13 protein-coding genes are annotated in these 18,659 nt (G+C 63.1%); 5 read left to right on the forward strand and 8 right to left on the reverse strand.

Annotated features, from left to right (window positions below; translation table 11 throughout):
- Nucleotides 1–98: 98 nt before the first annotated feature.
- Complete coding sequence (locus ACX3M4_RS24675) at nt 99–518, forward strand: hypothetical protein (RefSeq protein ID WP_459355619.1); 420 nt, start codon at nt 99–101, stop codon at nt 516–518.
- Between the two features lie 27 nt (nt 519–545).
- On the forward strand, nt 546–1,319 hold the full coding sequence (locus ACX3M4_RS24680; protein ID WP_459355620.1) for a MinD/ParA family ATP-binding protein: 774 nt from the start codon (nt 546–548) through the stop codon (nt 1,317–1,319).
- Between the two features lie 6 nt (nt 1,320–1,325).
- Here ACX3M4_RS24680 and ACX3M4_RS24685 read toward each other — a convergent pair whose 3' ends face one another.
- The 4 genes from ACX3M4_RS24685 to ACX3M4_RS24700 all read right to left on the reverse strand — a co-directional run bounded on the left by ACX3M4_RS24685 (nt 1,326) and on the right by ACX3M4_RS24700 (nt 8,095).
- Nucleotides 1,326–2,864, reverse strand: coding sequence for a serine/threonine-protein kinase (locus ACX3M4_RS24685; RefSeq protein WP_459355621.1), 1,539 nt, complete (start codon nt 2,862–2,864; stop codon nt 1,326–1,328).
- Between the two features lie 53 nt (nt 2,865–2,917).
- Entirely contained in the window at nt 2,918–4,543 is a 1,626-nt protein-coding gene (locus tag ACX3M4_RS24690; protein WP_459355622.1) for a sigma-54-dependent Fis family transcriptional regulator, read from the reverse strand.
- A 165-nt stretch (nt 4,544–4,708) separates the two neighbouring features.
- Nucleotides 4,709–7,414, reverse strand: coding sequence for a type VI secretion system ATPase TssH (gene tssH, locus ACX3M4_RS24695; RefSeq protein ID WP_459355623.1), 2,706 nt, complete (start codon nt 7,412–7,414; stop codon nt 4,709–4,711).
- Nucleotides 7,415–7,582: 168 nt separating this feature from the next.
- A complete protein-coding gene (locus tag ACX3M4_RS24700) occupies nt 7,583–8,095 on the reverse strand; it encodes an Hcp family type VI secretion system effector (RefSeq protein ID WP_459355624.1) in 513 nt (170 codons plus the stop codon).
- 494 nt (nt 8,096–8,589) lie between these two features.
- Between ACX3M4_RS24700 and ACX3M4_RS24705 the strand changes: the two genes are divergently transcribed.
- From ACX3M4_RS24705 to ACX3M4_RS24715, 3 genes are all read left to right on the forward strand, one after another.
- Nucleotides 8,590–10,119, forward strand: a complete 1,530-nt coding sequence (locus ACX3M4_RS24705; protein WP_459355625.1) for a type VI secretion system Vgr family protein — start codon at nt 8,590–8,592, stop codon at nt 10,117–10,119.
- A 114-nt stretch (nt 10,120–10,233) separates the two neighbouring features.
- A complete protein-coding gene (locus tag ACX3M4_RS24710; RefSeq protein ID WP_459355626.1) occupies nt 10,234–10,584 on the forward strand; it encodes a hypothetical protein in 351 nt (116 codons plus the stop codon).
- A 5-nt stretch (nt 10,585–10,589) separates the two neighbouring features.
- Nucleotides 10,590–12,335: a hypothetical protein gene (locus tag ACX3M4_RS24715; protein ID WP_459355627.1), complete on the forward strand. Its 1,746-nt coding sequence runs from the start codon at nt 10,590–10,592 to the stop codon at nt 12,333–12,335.
- Here ACX3M4_RS24715 and ACX3M4_RS24720 read toward each other — a convergent pair.
- From ACX3M4_RS24720 to tssM, 4 genes are all read right to left on the reverse strand, one after another.
- The gene (locus ACX3M4_RS24720; protein WP_459355628.1) at nt 12,311–13,462 is read right to left on the reverse strand and encodes a serine/threonine-protein kinase; all 1,152 of its coding nucleotides are present in this window, start codon (nt 13,460–13,462) and stop codon (nt 12,311–12,313) included. The genes ACX3M4_RS24715 and ACX3M4_RS24720 overlap by 25 nt on opposite strands.
- Entirely contained in the window at nt 13,446–14,150 is a 705-nt protein-coding gene (locus tag ACX3M4_RS24725; RefSeq protein ID WP_459355629.1) for a PP2C family protein-serine/threonine phosphatase, read from the reverse strand. Before ACX3M4_RS24725 ends, ACX3M4_RS24720 begins: the two co-directional genes overlap by 17 nt.
- A 122-nt stretch (nt 14,151–14,272) precedes the next feature.
- Nucleotides 14,273–15,025, reverse strand: coding sequence for a type VI secretion system-associated protein TagF (gene tagF, locus ACX3M4_RS24730; RefSeq protein ID WP_459355630.1), 753 nt, complete (start codon nt 15,023–15,025; stop codon nt 14,273–14,275).
- Between the two features lie 9 nt (nt 15,026–15,034).
- A complete protein-coding gene (tssM, locus tag ACX3M4_RS24735) occupies nt 15,035–18,655 on the reverse strand; it encodes a type VI secretion system membrane subunit TssM (protein ID WP_459355631.1) in 3,621 nt (1,206 codons plus the stop codon).
- Nucleotides 18,656–18,659: the final 4 nt, after the last annotated feature.

Consider the following 18,659-nt stretch of genomic DNA (forward strand, 5'->3'; position numbering starts at 1 on the left):
AAGGCGTGGTTTAAGCTGACTGACATTAGACGTGTTCCGCGATGTGTGTTTTGCCGGAACGGCTTCACTTACTTGGGATTGACCGGCGGGCAATGGGCATGACCTCTTCCGACAGCATGAAATCCGCGCTTGCCAGCCTGGCGCGCACCTGCGAGGCGATTGCCAATGGCCGCTTCGACGATGTCGAGGAGCTGTTCGAGGTGATCACCGACATGGAGGTCGAGGAGGATATCCGCGCGCTTGCGGAAACCTTTTCCGGCATGCTGGTACAGGTCGAGGCGCGCGAGTTCCATTCCGGCCAGCTGATTGCGGAGCTGACGGAAACCAAGCGCCGGCTGGAAGCGGCGGAAGCGAAACTGCGCAAGGAAAACGCCGAGCTGAAGACCCGCCTGGACAAGTTCGAAGTCACTTATGACGAGGAACAGGCAAAGGCCGAGATCGAGGAAGTCAGCGACACCGACTATTTCCGCTCCCTGCAGTCCCGTGCAAAGGACCTGCGTTCAAGATATAAATCCTGAGACTTGCAAGACGATCCGGACCCTTAAGTGACCAAAATCATTTCCACCCATTCCTATCGCGGCGGCACCGGCAAATCCAACGTCACCGCCAATCTTGCCTCCGCGCTGGCAATGCGCGGCCATCGGGTCGGGATCGTCGATACGGACATCCAGTCACCTGGCATCCACACCCTTTTCAAGGTGGACCTGCACACGGTTACGCACACGCTGAACAATTTTCTCTGGGGTCATTGCGGGGTGACCGATTGCGCCCTCGATGTGACAGCAAACGTTGTCGATACGGGAGGCACATCTGTCGTCCCTGAGGGCGGCAAGGTGTTTCTGGTGCCGTCCTCCATCAAGACCGGTGAGATCGCCCGCATCCTCAAGGAAAAATACGATGTGGAGGATCTCAATCGCGGTTTTGTCGGCCTCTGCGAAGGACTGGAGCTGGATTATCTCCTGATCGACACGCATCCGGGCGTCAACGAGGAAACGCTGCTGTCGATCGCCATTTCCGACACGCTGCTGCTGATCCTCAGACCCGACATCCAGGATTATCAGGGCACCGCCGTGACCCTGGAACTCGCGCGCAAGCTGGAAGTGCCGCAGCTGTTCCTGATCGTCAACAAGGCGCTGGAAACCTTCGACTTCACCGAGCTGGCGCAGCGGATCTTCTCCAACTACCGCACGCCCGTCGCCGCCGTCCTGCCGCTGTCGACCGACCTGATCCAGATCGGCAGCACCGGGCTGATCCGCACCCTTTATCCAGACCACCAGTTCACGCGGGCCGTCGAGACCATCGTCGATTCCATCGAGTAACATGCGTCAGCCCTGTTCTTCGAAGAGACCCTTCAGGAAACTGCCGACATCGCCGAGGCGCTGGTCGCGCTCGAAGGCAAGCGCCCTGGCGATCGTTTCCCAGGCCTGCGACTCAAGTCCGTCGATGGGCTCCGGCGTCAGGCCCTCGGCTGCCACCTCGTCGATGGGGCGGGACTGGAACGGATGCCGGCCGGTCAGCACCTGGTAGGCGATGATGCCGAGCGCAAAGATGTCGTCGCGCGGATCGCGCTCCGCCCGCCGGAACTGTTCGGGGCTGGCATAGGCGGCGGTCAGGCTGTCCTGGATCGGATGGCCGGCGCTGGCGCTGGCGGCCGCAGCCAGGCCAAAATCCAGTAGCTTTATCCCACCGTCCGTCAGCAGAAAGATGTTGCCGGGCTTGAGGTCGGAATGGACCACGCCGCGGCTATGGGCGTAGGTGAGGCCCGCGCAGGTGCCTTTGAGGATACGGCCGCAGTCGCCCATCGACAGCGGTTGGCCCATCGTCATTCCCAGCCGCCGGTCCAGCCCGGTTCCCTTCAGCAATTCCATGACGATGAAGACATCCGCACGGTCGCGGTCGAAATCGTAGACCGTGGTGATGTTGGGATGGGCCAGTGCCTGCGATTTGCGCGCTTCGGCTTCCAGAAGGCGCAGGGCTTCGCTGTCGTTCTGAAAGCCTTCGTTGAGGAGCTTCACCGCCACATAGGGCTGGTCGTGGCCCGCCTCGAGCCGGCGCCGGTCGACGGCCGAATAGACATAGCCCATGCCGCCACGGCCGATTTCCGTATCGAGAATGAAGCGGTCGCGCAGGATGGACCCGACACCGGCACGCTTTGCCTGCGGTGAAGCCAGCTTGTTGAGGTCGAGACCCTCGCGTTGGCCGCCCGAGGAGACGCGTCTGGCATCGGAGCGGAAACGGGCGCTCTTGAAGTCGGTCAGGAACCTGTCCAGCTTGTTGCTGTCCGCGTCGCTCTTCGGCGGTTCGCACTCTGCGGTCCTACGGCTGCGGAAATCCGTATAGCCGGAGACGAGAGACGTCAGGATGGCGTCGTCGACCTTGCCTTGGGCCTCGTCAGCAGCTGCGGCTGTGGATGGATCCAGATAGGGCAGGGGCGGCAGCAGGCCGGTCGACGGATGCGGCGGCGTCGCGCCTTCGGCCGTTGCCCCGCCGGAGGTGCTGATCCCCTCCGGCCAGTCGGGAGCGATTGCGTGTGGAAGGGTTGGTTCGTCGAACTCGTTTTCGCCACTTTCCCCGGTGCGGGCGATCGCACCAGGTTCGGTCGGATCCGGATCGGCGCCGACGTCACGCTGCGCTGCCACCACAGCATCGCGGGCCGGCAGCTGGTTGAGCAGGATCTGGCCGAGATCGTTGGGAAGACGTCCCACTTCCACAAAGTCGCGGATGGTGCGGTGGGCATCTTCCAGGGCATCCGGCGACTGCTGCGCGGCGGCGCGCAGGTCCTTTGAAAGCCTGTCGTAGGACAGCCGGCCGGTTACGAAACCGGTTATCAGCGCCTGCGCGGCAGAGGACGTTTCAGTCGGCAAATCGGAGGAAATCCTGTCTAGGGGCGGCCGGTGACCAAGCGATCCGTCCCGGGTCAGGAGCGGTCGAAGCCATCGGGCCGCGTGATGTTGTAGCGGCTGAGCTTGTCGATAATCGTACGGCGGCTCACATTCAGTATGCGCGCTGCATTGGTTTTGTTCCAGTTCGCTTCGCGCATTTTCGCTTCAATCACCATGGCCTCATACTGGCCGACAATCGTCTTCAGGTCGCCCTCCGGGATCAGCACCGGCATGCGGTTGCCGGCGTCAATCTTGGCGCCTGCCAGTTCGGGCGGCAGATGGGCGAGTTCGATCGGATAACCGTCCTCTGCCATCAGCCGGGCCCGGTCGAGAATGTTCTTCAATTCGCGGACATTGCCGGGATAGCCCCAGCACATCAGCGCGTCGAGCGCCTCAGAGGAGAGCACGGAAACCTGGCGGCCGGATTTTTCCGCCGCAGAGCGCAGGAAATGGTCGATCAGCAGCGGTATGTCGGACGGGCGTTCGCGCAGCGGCGGCAGATTGATCGGAAAGACGTTCAGCCGGTAGAAGAGATCCTGGCGGAATTCCCCGGCCCTGATCTTTTCCTCCAGATTGATGTTGGTCGCGCCGACGATGCGCACATCCACCTTTTCGGTCTTGGTCGAGCCGACCCGGCGCACCTCGCCCTCCTGCAGAAGACGCAGCACCTTGGCTTGCAGGGCCAGCGGCATGTCTCCAATCTCGTCGAGGAACAGCGTGCCGCCATTGGCCTCGTGGGCAAGGCCCAGCTTGGTGGTGTTGGCGCCGGTGAAAGCACCCTTCACATGGCCGAACAATTCGCTTTCCAGCAGCGCTTCGGGCAGGGCGGCGCAGTTCTGCACCACGAAGGGCTTGTTGAGGCGGTCGCTCGACATGTGGATGAAGGCGGCCATCATCTCCTTGCCGGTGCCGGTTTCGCCGCGCACCAGAATGGGCACGTCGGAACAGGCGGCCTTGCCGACCAGCTTGATGGCATGGTCGATCGGCGGGCTCTCGCCGATGAGGCCCTTCGGCCGGTGGGGCACGGCGTCCTTCTTCGGCACCACCTTCTTGATCTGCTTCGGCAACTCCGCCAGGTGCCGGTCGAACTGGCGCTTCAGGCGGGTGTTGTCCTCCACGATGCGGGCATTCCACATATAGAGCGCGACGAGCCCGGCAAGGCCCTGCAGGTGCTGCAGCAGATCTTCCGGCAACGCGGTGACGGATTGCGTTGACGCGCCCGGATTGATGATCTGCAGAATGCCGATCGTCCGGTCGGCCTGGATCGTCAGCGGCAGGATGACGAGGGCGCGGGTCGTCAGTCCGCCGAATTTGTCGTCCTCGCGGATGCGGTCGAAATCGTAGCCGATGACCTTGTCGATATCGGCCAGGTTTAGCGTCGTGCCGGTGGAAACGACGAAGGTGGCCGGTTCCTTCAGGTTCGGCATCATGTCCGGCCCATAGAGGGTCACATGCCTGCCTGCCGGCATCGACTTGATGTAGCCGCGGTGTCGGGAACAGGCCCTGTGCAGGGTCTGGCCGAAGGTGTCCAGCATGAAGATGGAGGCCTCCTCGGCACCGGTCAGGTTCAAGGCGGACTCTATCGCCTTGTCCATCACCGATTCGACCTTGGCCCCCGCCGTCATGGCACCCGCCAGTTCAATCAAGTCGCCCAAAATCATCGCGTTGCATCCATCTTTCGTGGACGATCCGGCGGGCAGCAGACCCATTGCCTGCCATCCACCGCCCGTGAAGGCGCTGCCGGCGACAGCCTACGCCAGCCGCGCCCGCTCACAAACCCCTGTGCCGGTCCGTATCGTCCCGTCCGGCACATCATTTCCGCCCGCTCATGAGAGGGCGTAGCTGAAGGAGCCGTTCTCGCGAAGGCCGATCTCGACCCTTGTGAACCCGGCGTCCTTCGATCCCATACCGGTCAGGAGCTCCGTCGACAGCTCCGGCAGAACGGTCCGGTTGATGATGTGGTCAATGTTGCGGGCGCCGGTTTCCACTTCCGTGCAGCGCGCGGCGATCGAACCGACGACATCGTCCGAATAGGCAAGTTCCAGCTTCTGGTTCTCGCGCAGCCGCTTGCCGATCTTGTTCAGCTTCAGCCGGACGATCTTTTCCAGCGGCGCGCCGATCAGCGGATAGAAGGGCACGATCTGCATGCGAGCCAGCAACGCCGGCTTGAAATGCGCGCTCAAGGTCGGCCGGCAGCCGGCAATCAGTTCGTCGACGCCGGGTTTTTCGGCAAGGTTGCCCATTTCCGTCAGCACATCGGTGGCCAGATTGCTGGTGAGGATGACGATGGTGTTCTTGAAGTCGATCTGGCGGCCTTCGCCGTCGGACAGAACGCCCTTGTCGAAGACCTGGTAGAAGAGGTTCATCACCTCCAGGTCGGCCTTTTCCACCTCGTCCAGCAGCACGACCGAATAGGGGCGCTGGCGCACGGCTTCGGTCAGGACACCGCCCTCGCCATAGCCGACATAGCCCGGGGGCGAGCCGACCAGCTTGGAAACCGTGTGCTTTTCCTGGAACTCCGACATGTTGATGGAGATCAGGAAGCGTTCGCCGCCGAAAAGCTGGTTTGCGATCGCCGTCGCAAGTTCCGTCTTGCCGACGCCGGAGGGGCCGACGAAAAGAAAGACGCCCATCGGCGCGTCCGGGTTCTGCACGCCGGCCTTGGCTGTGCGCAGTGCCTGGTCGACGGCTTCGATGGCGTGGTCCTGGCCGATGAGGCGGCGTTTCAGCTTGTCGCTAAGCGACAGAATCGACTCTGCATCGTCCTGCACCATCCGGCCGAGCGGCACGCCGGTCCAGTCGGAAATGACCTGGCCGATGGCCTCTTCCGTGACCTCGAAGGAGATCAGTGGATCGCCCGCCTGGACGGTCTTCAGGTCGGCCGCGATCCTGGCATAGTCTTCCGGGTTGATTTTTGCGGCCGGAGTGTCTGCCGCCGCTTCAGCGGTCTCGCCTGTTTCCGTTGCCTCGGCATCCGCTGCCCGGTCGCCGTCCAGGCTCAAGCCGAGCTCGTGGCGGATGGTCAGCAGCTGACCGACCAGCTCTTTTTCCCGGTTCCAGCGGTTTGTCAGCTCTTGAATGGCTGCTTCCGCGTCAGCGGCCTCTGTCTCGATTTCGGAGACTTCCAGCGCCTGCGAGGAGAAGTCGGCCTTGTGATCGCGCTTCAGCGAGTCCAGTTCGCGTTGCAGCTCGCCGAGGCGCTTTTCCTTCAGTTCGATGACGAAGGGCTTGGAGGACAGCGACAGCTTCACGCGGGCGCAGGCGGTGTCGAGCACGTCGACCGCCTTGTCGGGCAGCTGACGGCCGGAAATGTAGCGCGCGCCGAGCTTGGCCGCGGCAACCACCGCGTTGTCACGGATATAGACGCCGTGGTTCTTCTCATAGGCGCCGCGCAGGCCGCGCATGATGGTGATCGCCTGGTCCGGGCTCGGTTCGTCCAGCTTGATCAGCTGGAAACGCCGTTCGAGAGCCGGGTCCTTCTCGATATATTTCTTGTACTCGCTCCATGTGGTGGCCGCGATCGTGCGCAGCTCACCACGGGCAAGGGCCGGTTTCAGAAGGTTTGCCGCATCCGCGCCGCCGGCCGAACCGCCGGCACCGATCAGCATATGGGCTTCGTCGATGAAGAGAATGATCGGCTTGGCCGATCCCTTGACCTCGTCGATGATGCCCTTGAGGCGGTTCTCGAACTCGCCCTTCACGCCGGCACCGGCCTGCAACATGCCGAGGTCGAGGCCTATCAGCTCGACATTCTTCAGCATGTCCGGAACGTCGTTCTCGGCGATCTTGCGTGCAAGACCCTCGACGACCGCGGTCTTGCCGACGCCGGGTTCGCCGACGCAGATCGGGTTGTTCTTGCGGCGGCGGCCGAGCACGTCGATCATCTGCTGGATCTCGCGGTCGCGGCAGAACACCTGGTCGATCTTTCCGTCACGGGCGAGCTGGGTGAAGTTGGTGCAGAACCTGGCAAGGGCGCTGTCAGGATCCATGCCGGGGGCAACGGAGCGGCCTTCCGCCGGAGCCTCGCCTGCGGGACGCGTGGAGAAGCCCGCGGTGGTTTCCTCCGACTGGGCGGCAATGTCACGGAAGTTCTTTTTCAGCTCCGTAAAGGACATGGCGTTCAGAACGGCCAGCCAGCGGTCGTCGCCGAACCGGTTGGGCTTGGCGAAGACTGTCGCCAGCAGGCTGCCGGAGCGGACCTGATCCAGGTCCAGCTCGACGGAACTTACCAGCCAGGCATCGGATATCCATTCGATCAGCAGAGGCGAGAAGGCCGGGCGGCCCTGATTGCCGCGCTTGAGGCTTTCCAGCACCGAATCGAGCGCCTTCTTGAGCGGGGCGGGGTCGATTTCGAATTGGCGGCAGGCGCTCTGCAGGTCGTGCTGGCTGTCTTCGGCAAAGACATGCAGCAGGTGTTCGATAGTCACTTCAAAATGGCCACGGGTGACCGCAAGACCTGCGGCAGCTTCCAGCGATCGGCGGGAATAAGTGTTCAAGCGGCCGATCAAACGCCGCAGGTCAAGATCAATCAAGTGCCACCCCTGTGCCCACAAATGCTTGGCTTCGTTGTTTGCCGATCATGGAATCTTGCCGGCAATGATTTGAAGACAAAGCCGCATATTGCCCAAAAAAACCGTTAAAAACGAAAAGAACCGCCCCGTTGGACGGGACGGTTCCCTTCAGCCGATTGGGCCGTCAGATCAGGTGACCGGCTTGCGGTAGTCGTCGGAAGCGTTGGTGCCGGCGACTTCATGGGTCCAGATGGCCTTGCGGAAGGTGAAGGACCAGCGGTCGATATCGCCGCGGGAGGCGTTGGCTTCGTCATTGACGTCCGGCAGGATCGTCTTGCCTTCGACCAGGACGGCATCTTCGAACTTGATGGTGAAGTAGTGTTCCTGGACGCCGGCGGTGGAGGTGCGCCAGAACTGGACTTCGATTTCCAGGGCTTCACCGGTTGCCAGAGCCTGCCACAGCAGCGGGGTTGCCTTGTCGACCGGCTTGACGAAAGTGGTCGGCATGTGGCGGCGGGTGGCGATGATGGAACCGGACTGCGGGTCGCGTGGGACGATGGCGTTCTGCTCGAAATGATAGATCAGCGATTCGCCTTCGTGGCCTTCCTGCCACAGGTTGCCGATGCTGTCGGCGGTTGTGGCGTCGGACGTGATCTCGCCCTGGGTGGAACCCTTGACGGTCATATATGCGATGTTCGACATAACGTGCTCCTCGTTGGCTCTTTCGTGCTGCGTTTTCTTTCCGGCGCCTCGTCGTTGAGAGCGGCGGCGCTGCCAAAGGGAATTGCAACGGCCGTGCCAATTTCCCGGTTAACCAGTCCAGGCCAGAGAAACCAAAAGGATATGCCGTCGGTTAACTTTGTGCGTTAACATGACACTGTGCAGATTTCTTCACAGTGGGCAGAAAAGCGCGCAGAAAACCCCGCTCCTGGCATGTGATGTTCGTCACAAAATTCTTGCCTTTGGCGTTTGCAGGTGCCGTTCGGACGGATAATTTGCCGTCGAATGCGCTGTCATCAGGGCGATTGTGAAGAAACCGGAGAATTGACCCGGGGACTTGCCTCGCCCAGCTTCTGAAAGACAGCAGTTTTGTGGAAGCTTCACATTCTTCCGGCAAAACAGCGAAATGCATCTTGTCTGCGCCCTTGGACGGCGGCGGACAGCCGTGCGGCCGGATGAGCCCAGGAGGAAGACCAATGAGCGCTGAAGCATCTCACGGATATATGACGATCAAGCTGCCGGGATCACCCGGCGAAGAGATCTATGTCGAGAGCCTTGCCGGCTTTGAAGCTCTGGGACAGACCTACCGCTACGAGGTTTCGATCCTGTCCAAGAAGACGATCGATATCGAAAGCCTGCTTGGAAAAAGCACCCGCCTCACGCTGGAGCGGGCGGGCGAGAGCGTCGGCTTTGCCGGTGTGATCGGTGCCGCGCGCACCGGCGACCCGACCCCCAACCGGGAATTCAGTTATACGCTCCTGATCGAGCCCGAACTGGCGATGCTGCGCCACAGTGCGCAGAACCAGGTCTACGGCACCGACAAGGACGTTACCGTCGTCGACATCATCCAGGGCGAATTGTCGGACGCAAACAAGTCGGGTTCGAACACGGCCTCCAGCCGCGTTGCCCGTCAGATCCAGTCCGACCTTCTGATTTCGGCTTCCGACTATCCAACGCTCGACTTCGTCTTCCAGTACCGGGAAAGCGATCTGAATTTCATTGCCCGCATGTGCGAGCGTTTCGGCATCTATTTCGCGTTCGACCATTCCGGCGACCGGGAGAAGGTGATCTTCGGCGACCGCAAGGAGCATTTCACCAAGCTGAGCGGCAAGAACATCACCGAGGAACTCAGCTTCCGCAGCAAGAACCAGGTGATGGGCACAGACACGTTCGGCCTCTGGTCCTTCAATGCGGCCTACGAGACCCAGAGCGGCACCGTTGCGCTGCGGGAATATAACGAAGAGACGCCGAAGGTGTCGCTCGCGGTCACGGAAGATGCTTCCTATACCGGCCAGGGCGTGACGACGTATTACGGCGAGAACTACCCGACCGTTTCCGACGGTCAGTTCATCGCCAAGCGGCGTGTCGACCAGCTCGAAGGCCAGCGGCTGCAATTCACCGGCGAGAGCAACGTGCCCAATCTCAGGCCGGGGCTCTTCTTCCGCCTGAAGGATCATCCGATCTCCGACCTGGACGGGCTCTATATCGTCGTGTCGGTGGAGCATGCCTGCACGATCTCGACGCCGATCGGTTTCAGTTCTTCCGACAAGGAACCGGCGCCCTACACCAACCGTTTCGTCTGCGTGCCCTTCGACAAGGGGTACCGGCCGCCGATGGTGACGCCGAAGCCGGTGATTGCGGGCTTTGTCATTGCCAATATCGACGGCGAATCCGATGGCAGCCGTGCCGAACTCGACGACCATGGCCGCTACAAGATCCGGATCCTGGACGAGGAAAGCGGGCTGACCGAAGGCAAGGCCAGCCATGTGGTGCGCAAGATGGAACCCTATGGCGGCGGCGACGGCTACGGGTCCCATTCCACCTTGCTCAAGGGCACGGAGGTGCTGCTCGGCTTCCGCTTCGGCGATCCTGACCGGCCGGTCATTCTGGGAGCTGTCTCCAACGGCGAACAGATGAACCCGATCACTTCGTCGAACCAGAATGTCGCCCATCGCACCAAGACGGCCTCCGGTGCCGTCTTCCAGATCAGCGACGGTTCGGTCTGACGCGCGCCATGGCGCGGGAACACGCAGGCGGGCACAGCCTTGAATTGCCCGCCCTCACGGTTAAGGTGAACGGACGGCCGGCGCCAAGCGGGCCAAGCTGAGGATTGAACTGGGATGGCATCCTGGAAACCGGCTCAACGAGAGCCTGACGCGCTGCGCAGCTGCGTCTATGATTATCTGAGGACGCGCGCGCCGCAGGTCTATTCGGACGGCAAGAATGCGCCGACCCGGCTTGGCCGCTCCCAGGAGATCATGGCCAATGGTGAGCCGCTCACCGTCGACCTGACGGTGACACCGGTCGGCCTGTCGACAATAAACCAGCGCAGCGCGCTGGTCTTCAGCGTCACCGGCCATGCGGCGGACCGGCGGCAAGGCTATGAGGTCGACGGCAGGATCGTGATCGACAGGGCAACCCTGGCGTTCCTGGCGATCGAAGCGGAGTTGACAGTCATCAACCGGGGATGAGCGACATGAGCGAGCAGGACAAACCCAAGGGTGGCATCGCCAGTTTTTCGATTGGCCTTGGCAAGGATGGCCACGGTGCGGTGCCGGTGGCCCCGCCGCCGCCCTTCCGGGTGCTGATCGCCGGCGACTTTGGCCTCGCCCCGGGCCGGCCCGCCTTCAATATCACCGGCGAGGATGTCGCCGAAATACTTGAACCGAACCGGCCGTCTTTTTCGGTTCGCGCGACAAATCTCCTGGGGTCGCATCCATCCGAGCTTGAAGAAGAGATCAGCCTTGAGAGCCTGAAGGACCTCAGGCCGGCAACGATCCGCAGCCATTTCCGCTTCGCGCAGGATCTTGCGGCCGCCGGCGGCGATGCCGCTGCCCTGCAAGCGCACGGCCAGCGGTACGACAAGGCGGTCGAGGCCCTGAATGCGGCTGGCCACGGCGCGGAGACCTCGCAGGCCATCCGCGAAATCCCGACCTATGACGACCCCAAGCCCTCCGCCGAGGACAGCGGCAACGGCGACGGCCTCGACATGCTGTTCTCGATGATCAACGCGCCGGGCGGCACCAAAAAACCGTCGGACAGCGGCAGCCTCGCAAAATCCGCCGTCGATGCCTTCATCCAGCAGACCTTGAGCGATGTCGGCTCGTCGCCGGCTCTCGCCCAACCGGCTGAAAAAGATACGCCTGCCGGTGCGCTCGGCACGGCACAGGCCCGGCTTTTCTTCGAAACCGGCAAATTGAAGACGGTGCTGGCGAACTGGCAGGGGCTGAAGCTGCTCCTCAGTGAAATCCCGTTCGATTTGCCGCTGGAACTGCATTTGCTGCAGCTGGACCATGACCTCGACGCCGGAGCCCTGGGCGAGGTGCTCGGCGGTTATGACGGCGCGCTTCAGGCCGAGCTCTATGACGTGGTTCTGTTTGCCAACCAGACAGGTATCGGCGCTGCCGGTGCGGACCGGCTGAAGGCGCTTGCACGCGACTGCGAGGAGGCCGACACGGTCGGCCTGATCGCGCTCGACCCGGAGTTTGCCGGCATTGCCGGTGAGGATCTTGCTGCGATGGATGGGGCGCACCAGCTGCTCGACAGGCCGGGGTTCGAGACCTTCCATGGCCTGCGTGAAAGCGAAGCGGCGTCCCATCTCGCCCTTTTCTGGAACGAGGCAACGCTGTCGCCTGGAGAAGACGGCCTGCCTGCGCTCTTTGCCTCCGGTGCCTGGATCGCGCTTGCGGAAATTCTGACCCAGACCGAGACGGAAACCTTCCCGCGCCTGCCGGTCGGCGTGCCGGTGGATTTCGATGCTCTGGAAGTGATGGAAACCCGGTCCACTGGCCGCGCAATCGCGACTGCCGCGCGGTTCCTGGCCGGACCCGGCACGGCGCCGTCGCTCGCCCAATGCGGCATCAACGTGCTGGAAGGCGTGCCGAACCGCACCGATCTGTTGTTCCGCCGCGGCGTCACCGCGAAACCCGGCAAGGAAGGCCGCGGCTCGCTCGACCAGGCCTTGCTTGTTTCAAGGCTCTTCTCCCTGTTCCAGGAAGCACTCGGAGGTGCGGTGACGGCGGGCCAGGATGCCGAGGAGCGGGAAGCGGCCGTGCGAGCCAATCTGGAAAGCCTGGGTGTCTCGCTTTCCGGGCAGGTTGCCTTTGACGTCAAGCGCATGAGCGCCGACGACCAGGACCTGATCGGAGTGACGGCTGTCGTCAGGGGCGGCTGGGCGAGCGGCCAGCAGCATTCCTTCTATCTGCCGGCGTCCGGAGGCTGATCGTCGGCCGCATTGAGGAAATCGTTGAGCGTGCGCCATACCAACGTCCTCAATGATCCTTGGCAGAAGCCTTCCGCAAATTGCTGGGCGCTCGCGATCCGGCTGTTGTCGTCAAGCGCAAGTCCGCCTTTGAGCGTGCGCCAGCGGATCAGAGACAGACCGTCCGGCCGGTCCGGAAAAGTGGTTTTCTCTCCGGCGTCCAGCGCCTTCTGGACCTCCAGCGCATTCTGCTTGCCATAGGGTCGTGTCCCCAAGAGCGCGAGATAGGAAATCATCGCCAGCGAGAAGACATCGTCCGCCTCGCAGGGCTCTGCGCCCTTGAGGCGCTGCGGCGAGGCGTATGCGGGGGTCACCGCACCGAAACGAGCCAGGATGACGACAGTGTCCTCTTCGCGGGTCTTGACGGGCCGGGCGATGGGATAGGCAATGTTGAAGTCGATCAGTTTCGTGGTGCCGTTGTTCTCGACAAAGACGTTGCCGGGCTTGAGGTCGGCGTGGATGATGCCGTTCCGGTGGGCGTGTGTCAGTGCCGCGGCAAGATCCGTGACGAGCCGGTAGAGCTGGGCCTGCGGCAGGCTCCGGCCTTCGGACTTGCGCAAGACTTCTGAAAGCGGTCGGCCTTCCAGAAGCTCCATCACCATGAAATGGATGTCGCCCTCCCGGTCCATGTCGTAAACGCGCACGATGTTGGGATGAACGAGATCCCTGAGGCGCCGGGCCTCACGATGCATCAGGGCGATGACATCGGGATCGGTGTCCGGTGCTGCGCGCATGATCTTGATGGCAACGTTGGGATCGGCAAGGCCGGCTCTGGCGGCGACAAGGTCACGGGCCTTGTAGACTGTCGACAGGCCACCGCGGCCAATTTCCTTGAGCAGCAGGAAACGGTCCTTCAGCACAGTTCCTGCCTCGATGGCAAGGGGAGCCGGCTTGGGAGTTTCCGCTTCCTTGGCAGTCGCCTTGACCTCTTCCGGCGCAGGAGGGATCTCAGCTGTTTCCGGGAGATCCTGTTCCGGGGTCTCCTTCGTTCCGGTCTCGGCAGCGTTTTGCGGATCGCGCTCAAGGTCGCTTTCGAGGTCGCTCTCGACGTCGCCTCCCGGGGCGGGTTTTTCAGCCGGCTCGGTCATGTGCCTCCGCCCAGACTGTGATGACCGTGATGTCGTCGGAGGAGCCGCCGGCAACGGAGCGGGCGATCAGCCTGTCGGCGAGCCCGAAGGTGCCTTCTGCCGCCATATTGGCGAGCGTGGTCTCGTCCATGCCCTTGAGGAGCCCGTCCGTGCACAGGATGAAGAGGTCGCCGGGCAGGATCTTCAGCGTCCTGCGGCCGAGCGACAGGTTTTCGCCGATGCCGACGGCGGAGGTCAGCCGGCCGATCTCGTCGGCATGATCTTCGGAAATCAGGAAAAGATGATGCTGGCGCAGAAGATAGAGCCGGGAGTCGCCCGCCCAGATGCAACTGGCATAGGATCCGTTGACGACGAGGCTCAGGCTGGTCGTACCTGAGACGTCACTGTCCGGATCGTCCAGATAGTCGTCGAAGAGGCTGCGGTTGACGTCCGTCAGCGCGGATTCCAGAGCGCCGAGCTGCGCCTCGTGCGGACCGTCCGGCATGTTGGCGAGCTGGGAAACGGCCTGAACGGTCGCCTGGCTGGCAAGGTCGCCGTCGCGGTGGCCGCCCATGCCGTCGGCAATCGTGAAAAGGCCGCTGCCGGGGGCCGCGAAATGGCTGTCCTGATTGACCGGATGCCTTGGACCCTGCCGGGTGACGGCTTCCGACCGGAGCAGGGGAACCGCTGACGAGCTCAAGGTGTCCAAGCCATTTCTCCCTGACCTCGCTCCGCTCTCTGCCGGCGGATCTTTTTCACCTTCGCCGGTGACGGGTCAAATTCCTGTTCGTTAGTGCCAGAGCCGGCGCCCCGGTTCAAGCGGCTGCCCGTTCAGGGCCGGAGCACGAGGTCCGGATCGATCTGGGCGCGCTTCCATCCGAAGCGTCTCCAGTCGCCGGAAAAGAAGCCGCCGGTTTCCCGCCCACCCGGCAGGCCTTTCCAGATGCATAGTTCCGGCGAACGGGTCGAACCGCCGTCCTGCCACCAGTAGGACAACGGCAGATCCTGAACGGCTGCCTGCGATGTGGAGCACACCAGGGCGTCACCGGCGATGATAGCTTCTCCGTCGGTCCGGGCAAAACTGATCCTGAGTGCCTTGTCCTCCTGGCCAAGGTGCATCGGCGTGCGGGGTGTCGGATGGTCAGCTATCCGCGCCAGGGTCTCGGCATGCCCTGCAATGGCGGCCTGGAATTCCTCGCGAGAGAGGTTGCCTTCGATAAAGGCCATGGTCTGGACCTCAAGCGTGTCCAGCGTGATTTCGACGGCCGCCCGGAAGACGAGCTGGTGGATGGCGCCTTCAAGCGGCATCAGCACAGCCAGCGGGAAGGACCGGCCGAACGCATCGGCGGAGGCTGAGAGCAATCCGCACCAGCCGGTCTTGCCCATGAGGCCGGGTGCAATCGCAAACCGCCAGGCCGGGGCTTCGAAATAGAGCTCAAGCCAGCTTTCGGGCAGTTCCGACTGGATGCTGACCAGCCAGTCGGACATGATGCCCGCCCAGGCTTCGCTCGCCCCGGCGGCAAGGCCGTCGAAGACGAAATCCCGCTCCATGGGCCGTTTGCCGTAGTAACCGCCGGTGTCCATCGCCAGCGCCTACAGTGCCGGCGGACAGCGGAAGGACGAATAGAGCCCCAGGTTGAACGGATTGGTGACGCTGCCGGCGTTGAGCGAGAAACTGGCTGTTTCCTTGTCCTTGGAAATGGAGAAGACGAACTGGTCGCGGCCGCGCACCGAGGACAGGCCTGAAGCGGTGAGCAGGCGGAAGATTGCCCAGGTGCCGGACTTCTTCAGTGTCTGGCTGGAGTTGTCGAGCAGCGTGATGGAAATCTCGGCGCTGCTGCCGTCCGCCTGGCTTGGCCAGGTGAAGTCCGTGCCGCGCACCGGGCCGTGCCGGTAGGTGATGGTCGTGTCGTCGATCTTCAGGGTCGATTTCAGCGCGCCGGGATCGAGCAGCGCCGGCCGGATGGTGAACTTTGCCTCCGGGCTCGGGGCGTTGTTCGGGAAGAACGCGTCGCGAATGGTCTGGGCCGTCGACAGCTGGGCCAGCGCTTCCTGCGAGAAGCCGATGGTGGAACCCTGGGTTTCGATCTCGACGAGCTGCCGGCCGCGGACATTCACGAAGGGAGAGATGTTGTCCTTGAAGAAGGCATCGACAACGCCGGCCGGTCCGAGAAGGCTGGTGAAGTCCTGCAAGGTGATGTCGTCTTCCACGTCCTGGAAGAACGGATAGCGGCCCGACATCAGGCTGGTGCAGGCCGGCACGATCTCGTTTTGCCAGGTGCTGTTGACATAGACGTAGGTCGCCTTGTTGAGGAGGCCCCGGGTCTCGTTGACGATGGAGAGAACCAGCGCGCGGATGGGCTCCGGCTTCGTGGCCGCTTCCGCGCGCAGCGCCGAGAAGCTATCCGATTGCGGGTTCTGTGCCCGGCCCTTCACATAGTCGAAGGCGGCCTTGTTGGCATTGGGGGCGGACACGATGCCGGAGATATTGCCGTAGAGATCGCCGAAGAGCTGCAACACCTTGTCGAGCGAGTTCGGGCTGTTGGGATCGACCAGATCGTTGAGCGGGCGGAAGGCGTCGGCAATCGCGGTGCCCGGCCAGGGGCTGTCGCCGAAGGCCGCTTCAATGGCCGCCTTCTGCGTTGCCTGCGAGGCCGAGGCGACGAGGTTGCTGACCGGGTTCGCTGCGCCCTGGGCACCGGCGGCACCTGCAGCACCTGCGGCTGCTCCGGCCGCGCCTGCAGCCGCGCCGGCCGCCTGGCTGGGCTGGTCGCCGGGCAGGGGCAGCTGGGTGTTCTCGCTCAGGATGTTGAGGACGTTGGTGAGCGGGGACGATGGACTGGAGAGATCCTCAAGCACGGTCTGTGCCCGGCCGAGAGAGCCGATATCCACCACGCGCACATAGGCGGTCGCCTCCTTCCAGACCTTGATGTAGTCGTCGGTGTACATCTTGACGATCTGCTGGGCGACCTGGTTGTAGGTGGTGCGGCTTCCGCCCGAACTGCCGAGCACCCAGTCGCTGCCCATAGAAGCGCGGATATATTCCGGCAGGCGTTCCAGGAAGAAATTGTAGAAGCCGTTCTTGGTGTAGAGGCCCGGCACGATCGAGCGGCCGCCGGCGGTTGCCGTATCGATATAAAGCGAGGTCGAGCCGAGGGTGCTCACCATGTTGATCGGCGGCAGCCGGTAGCGCTGCGCGGCGTCCTGGACCATCTGGTTGTAGATGTCGGAGGCCTGCGGCGCCTTCTGGATCCGGGTGCGGGCGGCATCCACGACCGAGGCGGCGGTATTGGAGATCGTGCCCTTGATCGGCAGCAGCGTCAGCAGGCTGTCCATATGCTCCTGCATGGCCTGCTGATCTTGTGGGTTGAGCACGAAGGTCGAAGCGTTCTGGTCGCGCAGCGCGTCCGCCACGCGGGAGGCGCTGTAATTCTGCCCCGTCGTCAGCATCAGGTAGGTTTCGGTGCGGCTGCGCAGCAGCGAGCTGTCGGCACCGGAGGCTGTCGACAGCAGCTGCAGCTGGGCCTCGATGCGCGAGTTGATCGACGGCAGAAGGTAGGTCTTCAGAAGGTCGTCATAGGCCTGGTTCGCCGCCGGATAGAGCACGGACTGGGCTTCGACCCCGAAAGGCACGGTCGAAGGCCAGCGGGCCTCTTTGCGGATGTTGTCGCGCATGTCCCGGGCGGCGTTGAGCGTCGGCAACAGGTTGATCAGCGACCGGTTCCTGTCGGCTTCCGACTTGGCGATGCGGACCGTGTCGGCGTCCTTGATGACGGTGCGGGCGGTCTGGACGCTTTCGCTGTAGCCGGCAAGCCAGAAGAAGACGAGGCCCGTGAGCAGGGCGATGAGCCCGACAAGGGCGCCGCCATAGAGCGCCGCCATCCGGCGTTCGAGCCGGCGGTTCTTGCCGACGAGGTTCTGCTCGGTGAAGACGATATCCGTCAGCAGCTTTTTGATGAAGTAGGCCTTGGACTGGCCGCTGAGGGCAGGCTGCTGGCTGGCGGCCAGCGAGAAGTTGCGGCCCATGGCACTCAGAAGGCGGTCGAAAGGCGTGCCTTCCTGTGTGCCGGAGGTGAAATAGACGCCGCGCAGCAGCGGCTGGGCTTCGTAGCGCGTCGGCCGGAAGACATCGGTCAGGAAGTCCCGCAGGACGGCGTTCAGGCTGCCGAATTCATGCGGGAAGCCGAAAATGCGGCAGCGGCGGCCGTTGTTGCGTTCCTCGGCGAGCTTCTCCGGCAGGTGCCGCTCCAGCCGACCGACCAGGTCGGTGAAGCCGGTCTCGAAGGTGGGGCCGACGGTGATCTGCTGTTCGTCCAGCGGGAAGGTGACACCCCAGACCTGCTGCCGGTCGGCGTCGCGGAGCGTGTCGAAATATTCGTCGAAGCCGGCGATCAGGTCGCACTTGGTGAACATCAGATAGACGGGCAGGCGCATGCCGAAGGCGCGGTGAAGTTCGCGCAGGCGCTGGCGCAGGATCTCCGCCTGCTGCTTGCGCTCGGCGCTGCCGGCAAGGGCCACGTCCTCGATGCTGACAGCCAGCAGCACACCGTTGATCGGGCGGCGCTGGCGGTGCTTCAGGAGAAGATCCAGGAAACCGCTCCAGGCGGCTGAATCGATGCCCCGGTTGACGTCCTGTGTGGTGTAGCGGCCGGCCGTGTCGATCAGCACCGCGTCGTTGGAGATCCACCAGTCGCAGTTGCGGGTGCCGCCGACGCCCTGGATCGCCTCGTGGCCACCCTGGGCCAGCGGGAAATCCAGGCCGGAATTGCGCAGGATGGTCGTCTTGCCGGTGCCCGGGGGGCCGATGATGATGTACCAGGGCAGCTCGAACAGGAAATTGCGCGACTTGGTGCCCTCGACCGGGTTGTCGCGCAGCGTCTTGAGGGCCGCCTCGAACCGCTCGCGGATCAGTTCGACCTCGTCCGCCGAGAGATCGTTGCCCATCGACACCAGTTCGTCGTTGGCGAGCATCGAGTTGATGAGCTTGGCATTCGCACGGCGCGTCAGCAGATGCCGCAGGAAGGTGATGACGAAAAAGGCGATGACCGGTATCAGCGCGACGACAATCCGGGGCAGGGTCTCTGCGAAGGGCGTGACACCGCCGATGGTCACGTTGTCCGCGAACAGGTAGATGATGACCGACAGGCCGATCAGCAGCACCAGGATGACCAGGCTGGTGAAGCGCAGCAGCGAGGCGAAATAGGTCCGGAACATCGCT

It is taken from the genome of Roseibium sp. M-1 (assembly GCF_054515675.1).

Excerpts from the sequence above, each read along its gene's own strand:
- ACX3M4_RS24710 (WP_459355626.1), top strand. The coding sequence starts at position 10,234 with ATGGCATCCTGGAAACCGGCTCAACGAGAGCCTGACGCGCTGCGCAGC.
- ACX3M4_RS24675 (WP_459355619.1), top strand. The coding sequence starts at position 99 with ATGACCTCTTCCGACAGCATGAAATCCGCGCTTGCCAGCCTGGCGCGC.
- ACX3M4_RS24700 (WP_459355624.1), bottom strand. The coding sequence starts at position 8,095 with ATGTCGAACATCGCATATATGACCGTCAAGGGTTCCACCCAGGGCGAG.
- ACX3M4_RS24690 (WP_459355622.1), bottom strand. The coding sequence starts at position 4,543 with ATGATTTTGGGCGACTTGATTGAACTGGCGGGTGCCATGACGGCGGGG.
- ACX3M4_RS24720 (WP_459355628.1), bottom strand. The coding sequence starts at position 13,462 with ATGACCGAGCCGGCTGAAAAACCCGCCCCGGGAGGCGACGTCGAGAGC.
- tagF (WP_459355630.1), bottom strand. The coding sequence starts at position 15,025 with ATGGACACCGGCGGTTACTACGGCAAACGGCCCATGGAGCGGGATTTC.
- tssM (WP_459355631.1), bottom strand. The coding sequence starts at position 18,655 with ATGTTCCGGACCTATTTCGCCTCGCTGCTGCGCTTCACCAGCCTGGTC.
- ACX3M4_RS24715 (WP_459355627.1), top strand. The coding sequence starts at position 10,590 with ATGAGCGAGCAGGACAAACCCAAGGGTGGCATCGCCAGTTTTTCGATT.
- ACX3M4_RS24705 (WP_459355625.1), top strand. The coding sequence starts at position 8,590 with ATGAGCGCTGAAGCATCTCACGGATATATGACGATCAAGCTGCCGGGA.